Here is a 20,172-nt window from a genome sequence, read left to right as displayed (position 1 = left end):
ATCCTGTCACGCGAAGATCCGGGGCGGGGCCGGTCAGCCCCGGGTCTGCCGGGCCACGTCCGCCACCACGTCGACCAACTGGCCGGTACGCGCGAACACCGCCCGCTGCCGCGCCGCGCCGCTGCCGTGGTGGCGCAGCCCGCCCAGCAGTTCGGTCACCTGGTCGAGGTCCCCGTGCCGCGCCAGCTCCGGGCGGACCCGGTCGACGAGCCGGTCCAGCAGTTCCCAGGCCGGGCGCAGCTCGCCGTCGGTCAGGTCGACGCCGTCGCCCTCCAGCCCGTCGTGGGCCGCCCGCCAGTGCGCGGCGACCAGCAGGTGGTGGTCGGTGCGGATGGCCGGCCGTCCCTCGGCGACCGCCGCCAGCGCGGTCGCCACCAGGGCCCGCACCAGGGCGGCGACCAGCACCGCGTCGTCCACCGACGGGCAGACGTCGCCGATCCGCAGCTCCACCGTCGGATACTTCGCGGACAGCCGGGCGTACCAGTAGAGCATTCCCTCGTCCAGCATCACGCCGCTGGCGATGAGCTGCCGGATCAGCCGTTCGTAGTGCTCGTGCGAGTCCAGGTACGGAGTGGGCGCCACCGACGGCCAGCGTTCCCACTCGACCGAGCGCCAGCTCGCGTACCCGGTGTCCGCGCCCCTGGCGAACGGGGAGTTGGCGGTCACCGCGTGCAGGATCGGCAGCCAGGGGCGGACGTGGTTGAGCACCTGCACCCCGGCCTCCGGATCGGGGATGCCGACGTGCACGTGCATGCCGTTGTTGCCGGGGCCGGGCACCAGCAACTGGAACCGCTCGACCATCCGGTCGAAGCGGGGCTTGTCCACCACCGGCGGCACCGGCCCGTCCACCGGCCCGGTGCCGATGGCGAGCAGCCGTACGCCCGCCCGCTCGGCGGCGTCGGCCAGTTCGGCGCGGAGCACCCCGAGGGAGTGCCGGACGGAGGACAGCTCCAGCCCCGGCGGGCTGCCGATCTCGATCTGGCTGGTCTGGAACTCCCGTTCCACCTGGCCGCGCAGCTCCGGCGGCACCTGCTCCATGACCAGGTCGACGGCGGGCACGGCGGCGCCGGTGTGCGGGTCGACGAGCAGGAACTCCTCCTCGACGCCGACCGTCAGCAGGTCGGTCCCGCCCGGGGCGGTGCTCCGTTCCCGCTCCGCCACCGACCCACCCATCGCCACCACCGCCCATCCGTCCGGCCGCGACCTGGCGCCGCGCCGTCGACGCTCTGTTACCCACCGTGTCGGCGGCCGGAAACGCACCCGCCGGCGTGTCGCGGGGTGCGCGCCGGCGGGTGCGGCCGCTTTCCCGGAATGCGTGGCCTGGGCCGGCGGAATGGGCACTCTTTCCGGGAATCTGCGCGCATCCCCGGCCCGGCTGGCCGCCGTGGGCGGGGCGGGAGAACGGGTTCGGGGGCCTACGATGAGGCCGCTCGACGCCCACCGCCGGCAGCGAGGGAGGCCAAGTTGACCCCGAGCACGACGTCGCGGACGGTGACCGACGCCCGGCGCGCCGGCCGGGACTGGCGCGGCCAGGTGCCGCGGGGCTTCGCCACCCTGCTCTGGGTGGTCGCGGTGGTCTGCGCGCTCGCCGCGGTGAGCAGTGCCTTCCGCACCGGCATCCAGCCGGTCCGCACCGCGATCGACGCCCTGCTGGTGCCCGCGCCGGCCAACCTGGCGTACGCCGTCTTCCTCGGCACCCTGGCCTCCGCGGTGCTGCGCCGCAAGCGGCTCGCGTACTGGGTGCTGGTCGCGTACTTCAGCCTCACCCTGACGTTCAGCCTGGTGGCCGGGGGGCTGCTGCTGACCGTGGGCAGCAACGACCTCACCAACGACGCGGGTGAGCGGATCTTCGGCACCCTGGAGACGGTTGGGGTGTGGGTCGGCCTGGCCTTCGCCGCCAGCGCGCTCGCCCTGCTACTCGCCGCCCGGCGGGAGTTCTACGCCAAGGTGCGAAGCGGCAGCGTCTGGCGGGCTCTCGGCGTCCTCCTCGGCCTGGCGGCGGTCTCCGTCGGGCTCGGCTACCTGCTGCTCCTGCTCGAGCCGGGCAGCCTGCACACCTGGTCGGACCGGCTCGGGTACGCGGTCGAGAAGGTCTTCGGTGGCGCGGTCATGGTCGACGTGACCCGGAAGGGCCAGGCCCCCGGCTGGGTCAACCTGCTGCTCGGCGGGTTCGGTGCGATCGCCTTCGTCTCCGGCCTGTTCACCCTGGTCCGCTCCCAACGGGCGAACGCGGTGCTGCACCCCGACGAGGAGGAGCGGATCCGCGAGCTGCTCGCCCGGTACGGCGAGCGGGACTCGCTCGGCTACTTCGCCACCCGGCGGGACAAGGCGGCGCTCTTCTCGCCCAGCGGCAAGGCGGCGATCACCTACCGGGTGGTCAACGGGGTCAGCCTGGCCAGCGCGGACCCGATCGGCGACCCGGAGGCGTGGGGCCCGGTCATCGAGGCGTGGCTCGGCCAGGCCCGCGAGTACGCCTGGACGCCGGCGGTGATCGGCGCCAGCGAGGCCGGGGCGCGGGCATACCAGCGGCACGGGCTCAAGGTGCTGCAGCTGGGCGACGAGGCGATCCTGCTGACCCGCGAGTTCGACCTCAACGGCCGCGACATGCGCCCGGTCCGCCAGGCGGTGCACCGGGTGGAACGGGCCGGCTACACCGCCCAGGTACGCCGGCACGCGGAGATCCCCCCGGAGGAGCTGGCCGGGCTGGCGCGCCTGGCCACCACCTGGCGGGACACCGAGCACGAGCGGGGCTTCTCGATGGCGCTGGGCCGGCTCGGCGACCCGGCGGACGGCGACTCCGTGCTGGCCGAGGCCCGGGACAGCAGCGGCCGGGTGCGGGCGCTGCTGTCGCTGAGCCCGTGGGGCGCGCACGGGCTGTCGCTGGACCTGATGCGCCGGGACCGCACCGCCGAGAACGGGGTCATCGAGTTCATGGTGGCCGCGCTGCTGGAGGCGGGCCCGCGCCTCGGCGTCGAGCGGGTGTCGCTGAACTTCGCGGCGTTCCGGTCGGCGTTCGAGCAGGGCGCGCGGATCGGCGCCGGCCCGGTCATCCAGCTCTGGCGGCGTACGTTGCTCTTCTTCTCCCGCTGGTGGCAGCTGGAGTCGCTCTACCTGTCGAACGCCAAGTACCAGCCGCACTGGACGCCCCGCTACCTCTGCTTCGGGGAGCGTCGGGAACTGGCCCGGGTGGGTCTCGCCGCGGTGGCCGCCGAGGGCTTCCTCGCCCTGCCCGGCGGTCGACCCACCCCGCTGTACGGGGTGCCGCCGGCCGGCGGCGGCGTCCGCTTCGTGCCGCCGGCCGCCGCGACGGTCCGGGCCGTCCCGCCGGAGCCGGCCCCGGTGCAGCAGCCGGAGCAGGTCCGGGTGCGCGTGGCCAAGCTCGACCGGCTGCGTGCCGAGGGGATCGACCCGTACCCGGTGGGCTATCCCCGCACGGAGAGCTGCGCGGCGGTGCGGGAGCGGCACGCCGGGCTGGCGCCGGACACCGGGACCGGGGAGACCGTGGCGGTGGCCGGCCGGGTGATGCTGGTCCGCGACCACGGCGGGGTGCTCTTCGCCACGGTCCGGGACGGCAGCGGCGACCTCCAGCTCATGCTCGAGCACGACCTGGACCCGTGGCGGGACACCGTCGACATCGGCGACCACGTCGGGGCCACCGGCGAGGTGTACGCCACCCGGCACGGCGAGGTGTCGGTGCGGGTCGCCGACTGGCGGCTCGCCGCCAAGTGCCTGCGGCCGCTGCCGGACAAGCACCACGGCCTGGCCGACCCGGAGGCCCGGGTCCGGCAGCGCTACCTCGACCTCGCCATCAACCCCGACGCGCGGGACCTGCTGCGGGCCCGCGGCACCACCCTGCACGCCCTGCGTTCCACGCTGGCCGGGCGGGGCTTCCTGGAGGTGGAGACGCCGATCCTCCAGCGGGTGCACGGCGGGGCCAACGCCCGCCCGTTCGTCACTCACAGCAACGCGTACGACCTGCGGCTGAGCCTGCGGATCGCGCCCGAGCTGTACCTGAAGCGGCTGGCCGTGGGCGGTGTCGAGCAGGTGTACGAGCTGGGCCGGGCGTTCCGCAACGAGGGCGTCGACCACAGCCACAACCCGGAGTTCACCGTGCTGGAGGCGTATCAGGCGTACGCCGACTACCACGTGATGCGGGAGCTGGCCCGGGAGCTGATCGTGGCGGCGGCGGTGGCGGTGCACGGCACGCCGGTGGTCCGCCCGCCCGGCAGCGGCGAACCGGTGGACATCGGCGGCGAGTGGCCGGTGCGGACGGTCAACGAGGCGATCTCCGCCGCGCTGGGCGAGGAGGTCACCGCCGACACCGACCTGGCCGGCCTGCGCAAGCTCTGTGACTCCGCCAGGGTGTCGTACGACCCGCGCTGGGGGCGCGGCGCGGTGCTGCTGGAGCTCTACGAGCGGCTGGTCGAGGCGCGTACCGAGCTGCCCACGTTCTACCTGGACTTCCCGACCGAGGTGTCCCCGCTGACCCGGCAGCACCGGCACGACCCGCGGCTGGCCGCGCGGTGGGACCTGGTGGCGTTCGGGCTGGAGCTGGGTACGGCGTACACCGAACTGGTGGACCCGACCGAGCAGCGCCGCCGGCTCACCGAGCAGTCGCTGAAGGCGGCGGGCGGCGACCCGGAGGCGATGGAACTGGACGAGGAGTTCCTCACCGCGCTGGAGTACGCCATGCCGCCCACCGGCGGCCTCGGCCTCGGCGTGGACCGGCTGGTCATGCTGCTGACCGGCCGCTCCATCCGGGAGACCCTCCCGTTCCCCCTGGTCCGCCCCTCCACCTGACCCGCCGGGGGCATGCCGGGGCGGGGCCGCCCTGGCGGGCTGCCGCCATTTCGCCGACCTGGCGGGGCGTGGGGTCGCGCCGGGTGGCCGGCGACTCGGCCGGGGGCGTGACACCGGGTTCTAACCTGGTCGACGTGCCGGGGATTCTGGTGGCGGTGACGGGGGCGTGGGCGTACGCGCTCGCCCAGCTCACCGTGCTCGCGGACCGGCCGGCGGCGCTGCTCGCCGGCGCGGCGGTGGCCGCCGCGCTGCTGCTGGCCGTCCTGCTCGCCGCCCGGGTCGGGGTGCTGCCCGACCGGCTCGGCGGACGGCACGCCACCGCCCTGCGGGCCCGCGCCCGGCATCGCCGGGTGCCCCGCCAGGTCGACCCGGACGCGCCCGGGCGGCCCCGACCCCGCGCGCCCGGCCTGCGCCCCTCGGCCGCGTAGCGCGTCACCGCGTCGGAACACCGGCGCGGGCCACGAAATCCGCCACGCGGCCGGTTCCGTCGTCATCCGTCCCGCCGGGACGCGTCGTCCCGTCGGGGCATCCGGAATCGGACCGAGGGGTTCCCCGTGCTCGCCTTCGCACCACTGCACACCGCGGCGTCCGCCGCCGCCACCGTCGTCACCTGGCTCGCCGACACGCTGGTCCCGCTGACCGGTGGGGCCGCCACGGCGGCCGCGATCGTCCTGTTTACCATCGGGGTCCGGCTGTTGATCTCGCCGCTCACCGTGGCGCAGGTCCGCGGGGAGCGGCGCCGCGCGGCGCTCGCCCCCGAGGTCCGCGACCTCCAGCGGCGGTACGCCGACCACCCCGCCCGCCTGCAGAGCGAACTCTTCGCGCTCTACCGGCGGGCCGGGGCCAGCCCGGTCGCGGGCTGCCTCCCGGCGCTGTTGCAGGCGCCGTTCTTCCTGGTGATGTACCGCCTCTTCGCCACCGGCGACGGCAGCACCGCGTTGCTCCACGAGCGACTGGCCGGCGTACCCATGGGCTGGCACCTCGGGGACGGGCTCTCCGCTCCGGTGGTGGCGGTCTTCGGGGTGCTACTGGCGGCGCTGCTCGCGCTGGCCTGGTGGTCCTCGCGGCGGGCCCGGCGGGCGGCCACGGTCGCCGGTACGCCCACCGAGGGGCCCGGTGCCGCCGTGCTGGGTCGGTTGCTGCCGTTGCTGCCCTACACGACGGTGTTGGTGGCGCTGGTGGTGCCGCTGGCTGCGGTGCTCTACCTGGTCACCACCACCGGCTGGACCGCCCTGGAGCAGGCCGTGCTGCGCCGGCCGCAGCCGGCAGGCATCGACGTGCATTAGCCGATTGGCATCGACATGCATTGACAAATGCGGGGACGGGCGCGTAGAAATCGCACTCAGAGAGCGCTCTCTGGCACCCGTCCCCGCAGAGAGGCACCCCGATGAACCCAGTCCCGGCGGCATCCGCCGCCCCCTCCGCCGTGCGCCCGTCGCGCCGACGGCTCGCCCTGGCGGCGGCCGTGCTCGCCACCACCACCGCGCTGGCCGCCGTCTCGCTGACCGCCCAGGCCGCCGTCCCGCCGCCCCCGTCCGGCTGGAGCCTGGTGTGGAGCGACGACTTCACCGGTGCGGCCGGCACCCTGCCCTCGTCCGCCAACTGGATCATCGACACCGGCACCAGCTACCCCGGCGGTCCGGCCAACTGGGGCACCGGCGAGATCCAGACCTACACCTCGAACACCGCCAACCTCAGCCAGGACGGCGCCGGCAACCTGCGGATCACCCCGCTCAGGGACGGCGCCGGCCGGTGGACCTCGGCCCGGATCGAGACGGTCCGGACCAACTTCAAGCCGCCGGCCGGGGGAGTCCTCGCCCTCGAGGGGCGGATCCAGATGCCGAACGTCACCGGCGCGGAGGCGGCCGGCTACTGGCCCGCGTTCTGGGCCCTCGGCTCGCCGTACCGGGGCAACTACCAGAACTGGCCGGGTGTCGGCGAGTTCGACGTGATGGAGAACGTCAACGGGATCAACTCGGTCTGGGGGGTGCTGCACTGCGGCGTCGCCCCCGGCGGGCCGTGCAACGAGTTCAACGGCATCGGCGGCTCCCGGGCCTGCCCGGGCAGCACCTGCCAGTCGGCGTTCCACACGTACCGCTTCGAGTGGGACGCCTCGGTCAGCCCCCAGCAGCTCCGCTGGTACGTCGACGGCCAGCTCTTCCACACCGTCACCCAGGCCCAGGTGGGCGAACCGTACTGGGGGCAGATGACCAACCACGGCGGCTACTTCCTGCTGCTCAACGTGGCGATGGGGGGCGGCTTCCCGAACGGGGTGGCGGGCTACGCCACGCCCACCTCGGCCACCGTCTCCGGCCGGCCGATGCTGGTCGACTACGTGGCCGTCTACACCCGGGGCGGCGGCAACCCGCCACCGACCACCCCGCCGCCGGGCGGCACGGTGGACGCGTACTCGACCATCCAGGCCGAGGCGTTCAACGCCCAGAACGGGGTGCAGGTGGAGGTGTGCGCCGAGGGTGGCCAGGACATCGGCTGGCTGAGCAACGGTGACTGGGCCCGCTACGACAACGTGGACTTCGGCGCCACGCCGCCGCGGGACTTCGTGGCCAGGGTCGCCTCCGGCGCGCCGGCCGGGGCCAGCGGACTCGTCGAGGTCCGGGTGGACAGCCCGACCAGCGCGCCGATCGGCAGCTTCGCGGTCGCCAACACCGGCGGCTGGCAGAGCTGGCGCTCGGTGCCGGGCAACGTCAGCCCGGTGGCCGGCCGGCACACCGTCTACCTGACGTTCAGCAGCGGCCAGCCCGCCGACTTCGTCAACGTCAACTGGTTCACCTTCCGCCGCTGACCGGAAGCAGGGGCCCCGTCCGCACGCGCACGCGTCGGAAGGGGCCCCTCCTGACGCCCCGGATTTCCTCTGGACAGAAACAGTTAACAGTCTTAATAATGAGCGCAGACGTCGACGTTCATGGATACCCTCCACGCCGGTCCGCGCAAGCCGGCACCCCCCACCACAACGGTCCCTGGAGGACGCCGTGAGACTCCGTTCCGCCCGGGTGGCGACATTCGCCGCCGCGCTCGCCGCCGCTCTGGTGGCGGCCACCGTCGTGGCCGCGCCACCCGCCTCCGCCGCCACCGCCGCCTTCGTCCGCGTCACCAGCTGGGGCAGCGGGTACGAGGCGAAGTTCACCGTGAAGAACGACAGTTCGGCCAGCATCTCCTCGTGGAACGTCCAGTTCGACCTGCCCGCCGGCAGCACCGTCGGCGCGTTCTGGGACGCCCTGCTGACCACCTCCGGTCAGCACGTCACCGCCGTCAACCAGTCCTGGAACGGCACCCTCGCCCCGGGGGCCAGCACCACCTTCGGCTTCAACGTCAACGGCAACGGCGACCCGACCAACTGCACCGTCAACGGCGGTCCGTGCACCGGTGGCGGCGGCAACCCGGGAGCGCCGGCCACACCGGGCGGCCTGCGGGTCACCGGCACCACCAACACGTCGGTCTCGCTGGCCTGGAACGCGGTCTCCGGCACGGTCACCGGCTACCGGGTGTACGAGGGCACCAGCGTGAAGGCCACCGTCACCGGCACCTCGGCCACCGTCTCCGGCCTGGCCGCCTGCTCGGCGCACAGCTACACGGTGACCGCCTACAACGCCAACGGGGAGTCGGCAAAGTCGGCGGCCGTGTCGGCCAGCACCACCGGATGCACCGGCGGGGGCGGCGCGATGGCCGCCGCGCCCTACCTCTACCCGGGCTGGGGCGACCCGCCCGCCCCGTCGACGGTGATGGGCGCGACCGGGATCAAGTGGTTCACCATCGCGTTCGTGCTCTCCGGCGGCGGCTGCACACCGGCCTGGGACGGCAACGGCCCGCTCACCGGCGGCACGCACGCCAGCACCATCGCCGCGGTCCGGGCGGCCGGCGGTGACGTCATCCCGTCCTTCGGCGGGTGGAGCGGCAACAAGCTCGGCCCGAACTGCTCCTCGGCCAGCGCGCTGGCCGGCGCGTACCAGCAGGTGATCAACGCGTACGGGCTGAAGGCGATCGACATCGACATCGAGAACAGCGACGAGTTCGAGAACGAGGTGGTGCAGGACCGGATCCTCGGCGCCCTGAAGATTGTCAAGCAGAACAACCCCGGCATCAAGACGATCGTCACCTTCGGCACCACCACCTCCGGGCCGTCCTGGTGGGGCACCCGCCTGATCAACCAGGCCGCCGCGCTCGGTGCCAACATCGACACCTTCACGATCATGCCGTTCGACTTCGGCGGCGGGGCGAACATGTACCAGAACACGGTCAACGCGGCCGAGGGGCTGAAGAACGCGCTGAAGACGGCCTTCGGCTGGTCTGACGCCACCGCGTACGCCCACATGGGCATCTCCGGCATGAACGGCCTCTCCGACCAGCAGGAGCTGACCTCCCCGGCCACCTGGACCCAGATCCGGGACTGGGCCAAGGCCCGCGGGCTGTCCCGGTTCACCTTCTGGTCGGTGAACCGGGACCGGGCCTGCCCGGGCGGCGGCGTGGTCTCCAACTGCTCCGGCATCGCCCAGAACACCTGGGAGTTCACCTCGATCACCGCGAGGTACTGAGCCGCGGTCAGCGGCCGGCGGTCACCGACTGCCGGCCGCGCCGCGCGCGGCGGCGGCGACGGATCCGCTTCGTCGCCCAGCTCGCGATCATGATGCCGAAGACCGCGAAGATCGCGTAGTTGAACCAGCTGCTGTACCGGTCGACCTGCTCCCAGCGGGAGCCGAGGGCGAAGCCGAGCCCGACGAGCAACGCGTTCCAGACCCCGCTGCCCAGCGCGGTGAGCAGCAGGAACTCGCCCAGCGGCAGCCGGTTGGCCCCGGCCGGGACGGACACCAGGCTGCGCACCACCAGCACCAGCCGGCCGACCAGCACCGCCCACCTGCCGTACCGCTCGAACCAGCGGTCGGCCTTCTCCAGGTCGTCCCGGTCCACCAGCGGGACGTGGTCCAGCCAGCGCTTCAGCCGTTCCTCGCCGAGCGCCGCGCCGAGCCAGTACAGCAGCACCGCGCCGAGCAGCGATCCGGCGGTCGCGGCGAGCACGATCAGCACCACGTTGAACCGGCCCTCGGCGCAGAGGTAGCCGGCCATCGCCAGCACGATCTCGCTCGGGATCGGCGGGACGACGTTCTCCAGGGCGACCAGCAGCGCCACCTCCAGCGCGCCCATCGAGTCGAGCACGCCCGCCACCCACCCCGTCAGCCCGGTGAACTGGTTCGGGTCGACGTTCCGGGCGAGAGCCATCGCCGTCCTTTCGCGGGGTGCCGGGGGATCCGAGGTTGGTACCCCGGCGGCGGCCCGTCACACCTGCTGGTGACCCGCCCCACCGCCGGCCGGGCTCAGCCCGCCGGGTGCAGGGCGGCGTCCGCCGGGCCCCACCGCCACCCGGTGAAGCGGACCACCAGACCGCCCCGGCTCGGCGAGCAGCAGTACGGTCCGGCCGATGCCTCGGCCACCGGGTCCAGCGGGGCCACCCGGACCAGCCGCCACGGCTCCCGCGCCACCCGGGCCCGTACGGTCAGCGCATCCCCGGCCCGGCTGACCCGGACCGTCACCTCCCGCCCCGACCACTCCGGCACCGGGGCGACAGACCAGTCCGACCGCTCGTCGGTGACCACCGCGCCGACCTGCGGCTGGCCGTCGCTGACCTCCACACCCGCCTTGGTCCACCGCCGCTCGTCCACCCGGACCAGCACCCCCGCCTGGTCGAACTGCGCGGTGTAGTCGAGCCGGAAGCTCACCTCCACCGCACTGTCCACCGGGAACGGTGCGAGCAGCGCCGGCCCGTCGTCGTGCACGAAGCCGTAGCTGGTCCGCCGCCAGAAGTCGCTGCCCGCGCGCGGCTCGACCAGCAGCCCGTCGGCCGACTCCTCGGTCCGGACGGGCGGATTCAGCCAGGTGCCGGCGGACCAGTCGACGGGGTGGGTGTCGGCGCTCATGCCGGCACCGTACCGGCGGGGCGACCCGGGCGGGGCCCGGGTTTGCCGGACCGGCGGACCGGAGAAGTAAGCCGGACATGGGCGACAGGTGGTATCAGGAGGCGGTCGTCTACTGCCTCGACATCGACACGTTCGCGGACTCCAACGGCGACGGGGTGGGCGACATCCGGGGCCTCCTCGGCCGCCTGGACTACCTGGCCCGGCTCGGCGTGACCTGCCTCTGGCTGCATCCGATCCATCCGTCCCCGCGGCGGGACGGCGGCTACGACGTCACCGATTTCTACAACGTGGACCCGCGCCTGGGCACCCTGGGCGACTTCGCCGAACTGCTGCACCAGGCGCAGAACCGGGGCATCCAGGTGATCATCGACCTGGTGGTCAACCACACCTCGGACGAACATCCCTGGTTCCAGTCCGCCCGCTCGTCGCCCGACTCGCCGTACCGGGACTGGTACGTCTGGTCGGACAAGGAGCCGCCGGACCGCTACCAGGGCATGGTTTTCCCGGGTGAGCAGAACGAGACGTGGAGCTACGACCGGACCGCCAAGGCCTGGTACTACCACCGGTTCTACAAGTTCCAGCCGGACCTCAACATCGCCAGCCCGGAGGTCCGCACCGAGATCAAGAAGATCGTGTCGTTCTGGCTCCAGCTCGGCGTCACCGGGTTCCGGATGGACGCCGTCCCGTTCATCATCGAGCTGACCGAGCCGGGCAACCCGGACTCGCCCAAGGACATGGACTTCCTCACCGAGCTGCGCCAGCACCTGCAGTGGCGGCGGGGCGACGCGATCCTGCTGGCCGAGGCGAACGTCGAGCCCGACCAGCTGCCGACGTACTTCGGGGACAGCGGCGGCTCGGCCAACCGGATCCACATGCTCTTCGACTTCATGCTCAACGGTCGACTGATGCTCGCCCTGGCCCGGCAGGACCCGGAGCCGGTGATCGAGGCGCTGCGGGACACCCCGGCGCTGCCCGAGGGCGGGCAGTGGGCGACCTTCCTGCGCAACCACGACGAGATCGACCTGTCCCGACTCACCGCCGAGCAGCGCAACCAGGTGTACGAGCAGTTCGGCCCCGACGAGGACATGCGCCTCTACGGCCGGGGCATCCGCCGCCGCCTCGCCTCGATGCTCGGTAACGACCGCAGGCGCATCGAGTTGGCGTACGCGCTCCAGTTCTCGCTGCGCGGCACGCCGGTGCTGCGCTACGGCGAGGAGATCGGCATGGGCGAGGACCTGTCGCTGCCCGGCCGGGAGGCGATCCGTACCCCGATGCAGTGGTCGTACAAGGAGAACGCCGGTTTCTCCACGGCCGACCCGGAGAAGCTGGTCCGCCCGGTGGTCGACAAGGGCGAGTACGGCTACCAGAAGGTCAACGTGACCGCCCAGCGCAGGGACCCGAGGTCGCTGCTGGGCTGGTTCGAGCGGATGATCCGCACCCTCCGGGAGGCTCCCGAGATCGGCTCGGGCAGCACCACCCACATCGACGTGCCGATGCCACCCGGGGTGCTCGCGCACCGCGCCGACGGTCCGACCGGGACCATGGTGTTCCTGCACAACCTCGGCACCGAGGACGTCGAGGTCGACCTGAGCATGCTCGCCCCCGAGGCGGACCTGCCGATCGACGTGTTCACCGACCGCAATTACGAGGAGGTCGGCAAGCTGGACCAGCTCAAGCTCGCCGGCTACGGCTACCGGTGGATCCGGATCAGCCGCGGCAGGGGCCTGTGACGGCCGGACGCCGCGTACCCCTGCGTTAAGCTCCTTCGATCGAGCCCAAGTTACCGGGAGGTAATCATGTCGGAGGAGCCCCGCGTCGCCATCGTGACCGGAGCCGCGCGCGGCATCGGCGCGGCCACCGCCCGTAGGCTGGCCGCCGACGGCATGACCGTCGCCGTGGTCGACATCGAGGAGTCGGCGACCAAGGAGACGGTGGACGCCATCGTCGCCGCCGGCGGCCGGGCGCTGGGGGTGGGCGCCGACGTCTCCGACCGGGCCCAGGTGGAGGCCGCCGTCGAGCGGGTCGCCGCCGAGATGGGGGCGCCGACCGTACTGGTCAACAACGCCGGGGTGCTCCGGGACAACCTGCTGTTCAAGATGACCGACGCCGACTGGGACACGGTGATGGGCGTGCACCTGCGGGGGGCGTTCCTGTTCAGTCAGGCGGCCCAGCAGCACATGGTCGAGCGGAAGTGGGGCCGGATCGTCAACCTCTCCAGCACCTCGGCCCTGGGCAACCGGGGCCAGGCGAACTACGCCGCGGCCAAGGCGGGCCTGCAGGGCTTCACCAAGACCCTCGCCATCGAGTTGGGCCCGTTCGGGGTGACCGTCAACGCGGTCGCGCCCGGTTTCATCGTCACCGACATGACCGCGGCCACCGCGGCCCGGATGAAGGTCGACTTCGAGGCGCTGCAGCAGCATGCCGCCGCCGAGATCCCGGTGCGCCGCACTGGCCGGCCGGAGGACGTCGCGCACACCATCTCGTTCCTGGTCAGCGAGGGCGCGTCGTTCGTCTCCGGCCAGGTCATCTACGTCGCCGGCGGTCCCAAGGACTGACCCTCCGACGCGTCCCGCCCGATCAGGGGCGGGACGCGTCGGGGCGGGTGCGCCAGAGCCAGTACAGGCCGAGGATCGGCAGGACCAGCGGGATGTAGCCGTAGCCGCTGCCGAACCCCGACCAGACCGTCTCGTCCGGGAAGAGTGCCCGGTCGGCCAGGCTGAGGATGCCGACCGCGACCACCCCGACCAGCTCCACCGAGCAGCAGGCCAGCGCGACCCGGCGGCCGGCGTGCCCGGCCCGGGCCAGCCCGACCGCGGCCACGATGTAGATCAGCGCGGCCACTGCGGAGAGCAGGTACGCCACCGGCGCCTGGTCGAATTTGGTGGCGATCTGCAGGCCCGCCCGCGAGGTCGCGGCGATGGCGAAGAGGATGTAGACGGCGATCAGCAGCCGCCCCGGCCCCCGGTTGGTGGTGCGCTCGGGCACCTGGGTCTCAGCCACCGATGACCTCCCAGGTCTGCTGCAACCGGACCACGACCACCGGGGTGACCAGACAGACCGCGCAGACGATCGCCGAGCCCCAGCGGGTCGGCTCCATCCGGGCCAGTACCCAGGCCAGCGGCGGCAGGCAGACCAGCGTCACCAGGTAGCCGAAGAAGGCGCCCGGCTCGCCCGGCCGTACGCCTTCGCCGAGCGCCACCAGCGCCAGCACGGCGAGCGCGAGCAGCGCCACCTCCAGCACGGCCAGGCCGACGAACTGGAGCCGGTCCGGCGCCCGGTGGCGCAGCGCGGCCACCAGCGCCCAGGCCGCGACAACGAGCGACAGCACGATCGCGGCCGTCGCGAGGATCCCGTCCACCGGCGAGCCGGCCGCAGCGGCGCTGGTCATCGGCGCCCTCCCGGCGCAGTCCGAGTCACCGGCACAGACTACTAAGCCTCGTAGTAACCACCGTCGCCTGGCTCTCCCATCCGGTCGCGGGCCCGCCGACTCCGCCGGACGACTAGCGTGGATCACGGCCACGGGCGTAAGCCGTGGCGGACGACGAGGGTAGGGGGATCCGTGGTGCGGTTCGGCTTGTTCGGCACCGGTCACTGGGCGGCGGAGACGCACGCCGCGGCCATCGACGCGCACCCGCGGGCCGACCTGGCCGGGGTCTGGGGCCGGGACCCGGCGAAGGTCGCGGCGCTGGCCGATCGGCACGGCGTACCGGCCTTCGACGACGTGGACGCGCTGCTCGCCGCCTGCGACGCGATCGCGGTCGCGCTGCCGCCGGACATCCAGGCCGAGATCGCCGTCCGGGCCGCCACCGCCGGGCGGCACCTGCTGCTGGACAAGCCGCTGGCGCTGAGCCTCGCGGAGGCCGACCGGGTGGTCGCCGCCGCGCAGGCGTCCGGAGTGGCCTCGGTGGTCTTCTTCACCCAGCGGTTCCACCCGAACGTCACCGGCTTCCTCGCCGCCACCGCGGCGGCCGGCGGCTGGCAGCACGCCCGGGCCACCATGTTCGCGTCCATCTACCAGCCGGGGAACCCGTACGGGAACTCGCAGTGGCGGCGGGACCGGGGCGCGCTGTGGGACATCGGACCGCACGCGTTGTCGCTGATCCTGCCGGTGCTCGGCCGGGTCACCCGGGTCGCCGCGATGGACGGCCCGAGCGGCCTGGTGCACCTGCTGCTCACCCACGACGGCGGCGCCACCAGCTCGCTCTCGCTCACCCTGGAGGCGCCGGCCGAGGCGGTGACCCGGGATTTCGTCTTCTTCGGCGAGAACGGCACCGAGACCGTCCCGCCCGGCGACGGGAGCGCGCTGCAGGCGTACGGCACGGCGATCGACCAGTTGCTGGAGGAGGTCGACGCGGGCACCCGGGACCACCGCTGTGACGTCCGGTTCGGCCGCGAGGTGGTGGCGGTGCTGGCGGCCGCCGAGCGGGCCCGCACCGAGGGGCGCACCGTCGACCTGCCCGCCTGACCGCCGCTACCGTCCCGGCCGCCGGGGCGAAATCGGTCGACGGGCGCCCTCGCCCTGGCTACCCTCGCCCGCATGGCGCACGCCCTGATCGACGTGGCCGGCACGCCGGCCGCGTGGGCCCCGATGCTGGTGGCCCGCCCGCGGATCCGGCGTCCGGCCCCGGCCGGCTGGAACGCGATCCGCTGCTGACCGCTCGCCGGCGACCCTTCGAGGGCCGCCCGGCGATGCCCCACCCCGCCGTACCGACCCGCCCCGCGCCGTGCCCGGCGCCCCGCCGGTCGGGAGGTGGGTGCTGACCGCGTACCGCCCGTGCCGTGGGCCGTCCGAGTCCCCATCCGCTCGGACAGGCCCGATCGCCGGCTGCCTGTCCGTCCCGTCGCCGACCGGCGACAGACAGGACGACGACGCCATGGCGCCCCGACCCACCGAACGCGACCGGTCCCGTCGCGTGCTCTCCCAGAACTTCCTCGCCGACCCGGCCGCCGTCGCGCGGATCGTCCGGGCGGCCCGGCCCGACCCGGACGTCCTCCTCGTCGAGGTGGGCGCCGGCCGGGGCCGGCTGACCGTTCCGCTGGCCGTCCGGTGCGGGCGGCTGGTCGCGTACGAGATCGACCCGGTGGCCGCCGCGGATCTGGCGGCGGCCTGCGCCGGCCTGCCCGGAGTGACGCTGCGCCGGGCCGACTTCCTCGCCGCCGCGCCGCCCGCCGAGCCTTTCGACCTGGTCGGCAACATCCCGTGGTCGCTGACCGCCGCGGTGGTCCGCTGGTGCCTGGCCGCCGACCGGCTCCGCGCGGCCACCCTGCTCACCCAGCGGGAGTACGCCCGCCGGCGCACCGGCCACGGCGGCCGGTGGACCCGGCTGACCATCCTGACCTGGCCCGAGTACGCCTGGCGGGCGGTCGGCACGGTGCCCCGGACGGCGTTCCGCCCGGTGCCGCGGGTCGACGCCGGCATCCTGCGGATTGAGCGGCGACCGGAGCCGCTGCTGTCCCCCGCCGAACTGCCGGCCTATCGGCGGCTGGTGGAGGTCGGTTTCGGCGGGGTGGGCGGCTCGCTGGCCGCCTCGCTGCGCCGGCACCACCCCCGGGCCCGGGTGGACGCCGCGCTGCGTGCCCTCCGGCTGCCGCCCGAGACCCTGGTCGGGGCGGTCTGGCCGGAGCAGTGGCTCACCCTGTTCCGGCTGCTGCGGGTCTGACCCGGCTCAGGTGAGCGTCTTCAGCGCGTCGGCCAGCTCGGCGGGGGAGTCGAACTCCTCCGCCGGCAGGGCCTTGATCAGCTGCAACGTCTCGGTGCTGGCACCGTTCTCCTGGCACCAGCGGATCAGGTCCTCCCGGGAAACCGGGTAGTCGAGCCCGGCCAGGAACTCCTGCAACTGCACCCCGGTCACCGTCATGTCCGCGGCTACCCGCTCCACCGGGAGGCATGCCGGTTTGCCCGGCCGGGTCCCCGGGTAGCCGCGGACATGCTGGTACAGCGACTCGGCGCGCCGAGCGACTTCGACCCGCTGTTGGACAGCGTCCGGGACGCCCGGATCGTCATGATCGGGGAGGCGACGCACGGCAGCTACGACTACTACCGGCTGCGTGAGCAACTGACCCGGCGGCTCATCGCCGAGCAGGGCTTCGACTTCGTCGCGGTGGAGGGGGACTGGCCCGACTGCGACCGGGTGCACCGCTCGGTGGTGGCCGCCCCGGGCGGGCTGGCCGATCCGCAGACCGCGCTGGAGCGCTTCGAACGCTGGCCCACCTGGATGTGGGCCAATGCCGAGGTGGCCCGCTTCTGCCGCTGGCTGCGGGCCTGGAACCTGGAGCGCGCCGAGGGGGACCGGGCCGGCTTCCACGGGCTGGACGTCTACAGCCTGTGGGAGTCGATGCAGGCGATCTTCGACTACCTGGGCGAGGAGGAACCGGCCTCGCTGGAGGCGGCGCAGGAGGCGTACCGCTGCTTCGAGCCGTACGGCAAGCGGGTCGAGGAGTACGGCACGGCCAGCCGGTTCGTCTCCGCCCGCTGCGAGGAGGAGGTCGTCCGGCTGCTGGCGCGTACCCGGGAACACGCCGCCGCGGACGGCGCGGACCGCTTCTCGGCCTGGCAGAACGCGGAGGTGGTGGCCGGCGCGGAGCGTTACTACCGGGCGATGGTCGGCGGCGGCCCGGAGTCGTGGAACGTCCGCGACATCCACATGGCCGACACCCTCGACCGGCTGCTCGACCACTACGGCCCGGACTCCCGGGGCATCGTCTGGGCGCACAACACCCACATCGGCGACGCCCGGGCCACCGACATGGCGACGGACGGGATGGTCAACATCGGCCAGCTCGCCCGCGAGCGGCACGGCGGTGACGCGGTGACGCTGGTCGGCTTCGGCAGCTACCGGGGCACCGTGATCGCCGCGCCGCGCTGGGGTTCCCCGGCGGAGGCGATGGTGGTGCCGCCGGCCCGGGAGGGCTCGGTGGAGCGGCGGCTGCACGAGCTGATGCCGGAGCGGGCGGTGCTGGTCTTCGGCGGCCCCGACGAGCCGGAGTGGGTGACCGGGACGGCCGACCACCGGGCCATCGGGGTGGTCTACGACCCGAGCTTCGAGTCCTGGGGCAACTACGTGCCCACCCGGCTCGGCGAGCGCTACGACGCGTTCATCTGGTGCGACGAGGCCACCGCTCTGCACCCGCTGCCGGCGCTGAGCGCGCCGGGCGAGATGGAGACCTACCCGGCCGGGGTCTGAGCGGCCGGCGGCAGTAGGAGGAGCCCCTGGTTGTCGCGGGGCGACAACCAGGGGCCCGTTCCTCACACGCCGGCGGGCTCGCGCTCGGCGAGGTGGGCGCGCAGGCCCTCGCCCTCGACGTCCACGTTCGGCAGGATCCGGTCCAGCCAGCGGGGGATCCACCAGGCGGCGGTGTCGAGCAGCGACATCACCGCCGGGACGACGGCCATCCGGACCACGAACGCGTCGATCGCGACTCCGATCGCGAGCGCGAAGCCCATCGACTTGATCACCGGGTCGTCGAGGAAGACGAAGCCGCCGAACACCGAGATCATGATCAGCGCGGCGGCGGTGACCACCCGCGCGCCGTGGCCCATCCCGTTGATGGTCGCCTGCCGGGCGCTGTCTCCGTGCACGAAGTCCTCTCGCATCCGGGAGACCAGGAAGACCTCGTAGTCCATGGCCAGGCCGAACAGGATGCCGATGAGCAGGATCGGCAGGAAGCTGACCAGTGGACCGGGGGTGTCCAGCCCGAGCAGGCCGGCCAGGTGGCCCTGCTGGAACACCGCGACCGTGATGCCGAAGGTGGCCGCCACGGTGAGCAGGAAGCCGAGCGCCGCTTTCACCGGCACCAGGACCGAGCGGAACACCAGCATCAGCAGCAGCACCGACAGCCCGACGACCAGCAGCAGATAGACCGGGAGCGCGGCGGAGAGCTTCTCGGACACGTCGATGCCGATCGCGGTCGCGCCGGTCAGTAGCACGTCCGCGTTCCGGATGCCGCTGACCTGGTCGCGGATGTCGTGCACCAGGGTCTCGGTGGCCTCGTCGGTCGGGCCGGTCTTCGGGATGACGCCGAGCAGCGCGGTCCGGCCGGTCGGGTCGAGCTGCGGCGGGGCCACGGCCAGGACCCCGCGCGTCTTCTGGACCAGCGCGGTGACCTGCGGCACGGCGGCCTGGGTGGCCTGCGGCGAGTCGCCGGTGACGACCACCGCGAGGCGCCCGGTGAAGCCGGGGCCGAAGCCTTCCTGGATCAGGTCGTTGTTGACCCGGGCCGGGGTGCCCTCGGCCGCGGTGGCGGCGTCCGGCAGGGACAGGCGCATGTGCTGGGCGGGGAGCGCGAGCAGGCCGAGGCCGATCAGGCCGACCAGGATGACCGGGATCCGCAGCTTCGTCACCCAGCGCGCCCAGCGGAACCCGAAGCCCGAGCGGTTCTCGCCGGCACGTGCGGCGACCGCCTCGCGGTTGCGCAGCTTGCGCGGCAGCACCTTGCGGCCGGCGAAGCCGAGCAGCGCCGGGGCCAGGGTGATCGCGACCAGGACGGCCACCGTGACCGTGCCGGCGGCGGCCAGACCCATCACGGTGAGGAACGGGATGTTCACCACCGCCAGGCCGGCGAGCGCGATGACGACGGTGGCGCCAGCGAAGACCACGGCGGAGCCGGCGGTGCCGACGGCCCGGCCGACCGCCTCCTCGGGGGAGAGCCCGTCGAGCAGGTTCTGCCGGTGTCGGGAGGTGATGAACAGCGAGTAGTCGATGCCGACCGCGAGGCCGAGCATCAGCGCCAGGATCGGCGCGGTGCTGGTCAGCTCGACCGCGCCGCTGAGCGCGTACAGGCCGGCCATGCCGACGCCGACGCCGATCAGCGCGTTCAGCATGGTCATGCCGGCCGCCACCAGCGAGCCGAAGGTGACGATCAGGACGATTGCCGCGACCAGCACACCGAGTGCCTCGGTCGAGCCGACCTCCGGCTCGGCGTTGAGCACCTCGCCGCCCGGGGCGATCTGCCACCCTTGCGCCTCGGCCTGCGCGCCGACCTGCTCGTACGCGGTGCGCTGGGTGTCAGTCACCTCGTCCGCCCGGCCCTTGAACTGCACCTGGATCAGTGCGTACCGGCCGTCCGGGCTCAGCGCCTGCACCTGGTACGGGTCGACCGCGCCGACCACGCCGGGCAGGGCGGCCGCCTCCTCGGTGACCTGCTTGACCACGGCCTGCCCGTTGGGCGTGCCGAGTTGGCCGGCCTGGGGTGCCTTGACAGCGATGGTGCCGGTGGCCCCGCTGGCTGCCGGGAACCGCTCGGCGAGCAGGTCGATCGCGCGCTGCGACTCGGTGCCCGGCATGCTGAAGTTGCTCGCCGTCGAGCCCTTGAGGGTCAGCGCGGCGGCACCGAGGCCGACGAGTACGACGAGCCAGACGACGGCGACGAGTCGCCGGCGGCGCAAGGATGCCCGGCCGAGCCGGTAGAGCAGGGTCGCCATGAGGTTTCCTTGTCCTCGGGGTCG

16 protein-coding genes and 1 pseudogene are annotated in these 20,172 nt (G+C 73.4%); 10 read left to right on the top strand and 7 right to left on the bottom strand.

Annotated elements, in window-relative coordinates; translation table 11 throughout:
• Positions 1 to 33: 33 nt before the first annotated feature.
• Positions 34 to 1,173 (bottom strand): carboxylate-amine ligase, encoded by a 1,140-nt coding sequence (locus A6A27_RS12080; protein WP_198940277.1) that lies wholly within the window; start codon positions 1,171 to 1,173, stop codon positions 34 to 36.
• Between the two features lie 291 nt (positions 1,174 to 1,464).
• On the opposite strand from A6A27_RS12080, the gene lysX reads away from it, so the two are divergent.
• From lysX to A6A27_RS12055, 5 genes are all read left to right on the top strand, one after another.
• A complete protein-coding gene (gene lysX, locus A6A27_RS12075; protein ID WP_241825238.1) occupies positions 1,465 to 4,800 on the top strand; it encodes a bifunctional lysylphosphatidylglycerol synthetase/lysine--tRNA ligase LysX in 3,336 nt (1,111 codons plus the stop codon).
• A gap of 134 nt (positions 4,801 to 4,934) precedes the next feature.
• Positions 4,935 to 5,228, top strand: a complete 294-nt coding sequence (locus A6A27_RS12070) for a DUF6412 domain-containing protein (RefSeq protein ID WP_241825237.1) — start codon at positions 4,935 to 4,937, stop codon at positions 5,226 to 5,228.
• 126 nt (positions 5,229 to 5,354) lie between these two features.
• A complete protein-coding gene (locus A6A27_RS12065; protein ID WP_073834680.1) occupies positions 5,355 to 6,086 on the top strand; it encodes a YidC/Oxa1 family membrane protein insertase in 732 nt (243 codons plus the stop codon).
• 101 nt (positions 6,087 to 6,187) lie between these two features.
• The gene (locus A6A27_RS12060; protein WP_073834679.1) at positions 6,188 to 7,603 is read left to right on the top strand and encodes a carbohydrate-binding protein; all 1,416 of its coding nucleotides are present in this window, start codon (positions 6,188 to 6,190) and stop codon (positions 7,601 to 7,603) included.
• Positions 7,604 to 7,790: 187 nt separating this feature from the next.
• The gene (locus tag A6A27_RS12055) at positions 7,791 to 9,350 is read left to right on the top strand and encodes a cellulose binding domain-containing protein (protein ID WP_073834678.1); all 1,560 of its coding nucleotides are present in this window, start codon (positions 7,791 to 7,793) and stop codon (positions 9,348 to 9,350) included.
• Positions 9,351 to 9,357: 7 nt separating this feature from the next.
• On the opposite strand, the gene A6A27_RS12050 is transcribed toward A6A27_RS12055, so the two are convergent.
• Together A6A27_RS12050 and A6A27_RS12045 are read right to left on the bottom strand one after the other, a co-directional pair.
• Positions 9,358 to 10,032, bottom strand: a complete 675-nt coding sequence (locus A6A27_RS12050; RefSeq protein ID WP_073834677.1) for a DedA family protein — start codon at positions 10,030 to 10,032, stop codon at positions 9,358 to 9,360.
• Between the two features lie 95 nt (positions 10,033 to 10,127).
• A complete protein-coding gene (locus tag A6A27_RS12045; protein ID WP_073834676.1) occupies positions 10,128 to 10,727 on the bottom strand; it encodes a DUF1349 domain-containing protein in 600 nt (199 codons plus the stop codon).
• Between the two features lie 77 nt (positions 10,728 to 10,804).
• On the opposite strand from A6A27_RS12045, the gene A6A27_RS12040 reads away from it, so the two are divergent.
• Entirely contained in the window at positions 10,805 to 12,457 is a 1,653-nt protein-coding gene (locus A6A27_RS12040; protein WP_073834675.1) for an alpha-amylase family protein, read from the top strand.
• A gap of 66 nt (positions 12,458 to 12,523) precedes the next feature.
• Complete coding sequence (gene fabG, locus A6A27_RS12035) at positions 12,524 to 13,282, top strand: 3-oxoacyl-ACP reductase FabG (RefSeq protein ID WP_073834674.1); 759 nt, start codon at positions 12,524 to 12,526, stop codon at positions 13,280 to 13,282.
• Here fabG and A6A27_RS12030 read toward each other — a convergent pair.
• Together A6A27_RS12030 and A6A27_RS12025 are read right to left on the bottom strand one after the other, a co-directional pair.
• Positions 13,255 to 13,727, bottom strand: a pseudogene (locus A6A27_RS12030) (hypothetical protein). The gene fabG and the pseudogene A6A27_RS12030 sit on opposite strands and share 28 nt — an antisense overlap.
• Positions 13,720 to 14,115 carry a hypothetical protein gene (locus A6A27_RS12025; protein ID WP_073834672.1) on the bottom strand — a complete coding sequence of 132 codons (396 nt, stop codon included), beginning with the start codon at positions 14,113 to 14,115 and terminating at the stop codon, positions 13,720 to 13,722. Before A6A27_RS12025 ends, A6A27_RS12030 begins: the two are co-directional and overlap by 8 nt.
• Positions 14,116 to 14,286: 171 nt before the next feature.
• Between A6A27_RS12025 and A6A27_RS12020 the strand changes: the two genes are divergently transcribed.
• Both A6A27_RS12020 and erm read left to right on the top strand, forming a co-directional pair.
• Complete coding sequence (locus A6A27_RS12020; protein ID WP_073834671.1) at positions 14,287 to 15,192, top strand: Gfo/Idh/MocA family protein; 906 nt, start codon at positions 14,287 to 14,289, stop codon at positions 15,190 to 15,192.
• Between the two features lie 409 nt (positions 15,193 to 15,601).
• Positions 15,602 to 16,387, top strand: a complete 786-nt coding sequence (erm, locus tag A6A27_RS12015) for an ErmE/ErmH/ErmO/ErmR family 23S rRNA (adenine(2058)-N(6))-methyltransferase (protein WP_073834941.1) — start codon at positions 15,602 to 15,604, stop codon at positions 16,385 to 16,387.
• 6 nt (positions 16,388 to 16,393) lie between these two features.
• On the opposite strand, the gene A6A27_RS12010 is transcribed toward erm, so the two are convergent.
• Entirely contained in the window at positions 16,394 to 16,585 is a 192-nt protein-coding gene (locus A6A27_RS12010) for a DUF2795 domain-containing protein (protein WP_073834670.1), read from the bottom strand.
• A gap of 69 nt (positions 16,586 to 16,654) precedes the next feature.
• Between A6A27_RS12010 and A6A27_RS12005 the strand changes: the two genes are divergently transcribed.
• Positions 16,655 to 17,911 (top strand): erythromycin esterase family protein, encoded by a 1,257-nt coding sequence (locus A6A27_RS12005; RefSeq protein ID WP_073834669.1) that lies wholly within the window; start codon positions 16,655 to 16,657, stop codon positions 17,909 to 17,911.
• 62 nt (positions 17,912 to 17,973) lie between these two features.
• Here the strand turns inward: A6A27_RS12005 and A6A27_RS12000 are convergent, their stop codons facing one another.
• Complete coding sequence (locus A6A27_RS12000; RefSeq protein WP_073834668.1) at positions 17,974 to 20,148, bottom strand: MMPL family transporter; 2,175 nt, start codon at positions 20,146 to 20,148, stop codon at positions 17,974 to 17,976.
• Between the last annotated feature and the right edge of the window lie 24 nt (positions 20,149 to 20,172).

The sequence above is a fragment of the Micromonospora sp. CB01531 genome, from assembly GCF_001905095.1.
Lineage (GTDB): Bacteria > Actinomycetota > Actinomycetes > Mycobacteriales > Micromonosporaceae > Micromonospora.
The sequence above is the reverse complement of the archived record's forward strand: the minus strand, read 5'-3'. Positions and strand labels throughout refer to the sequence as shown.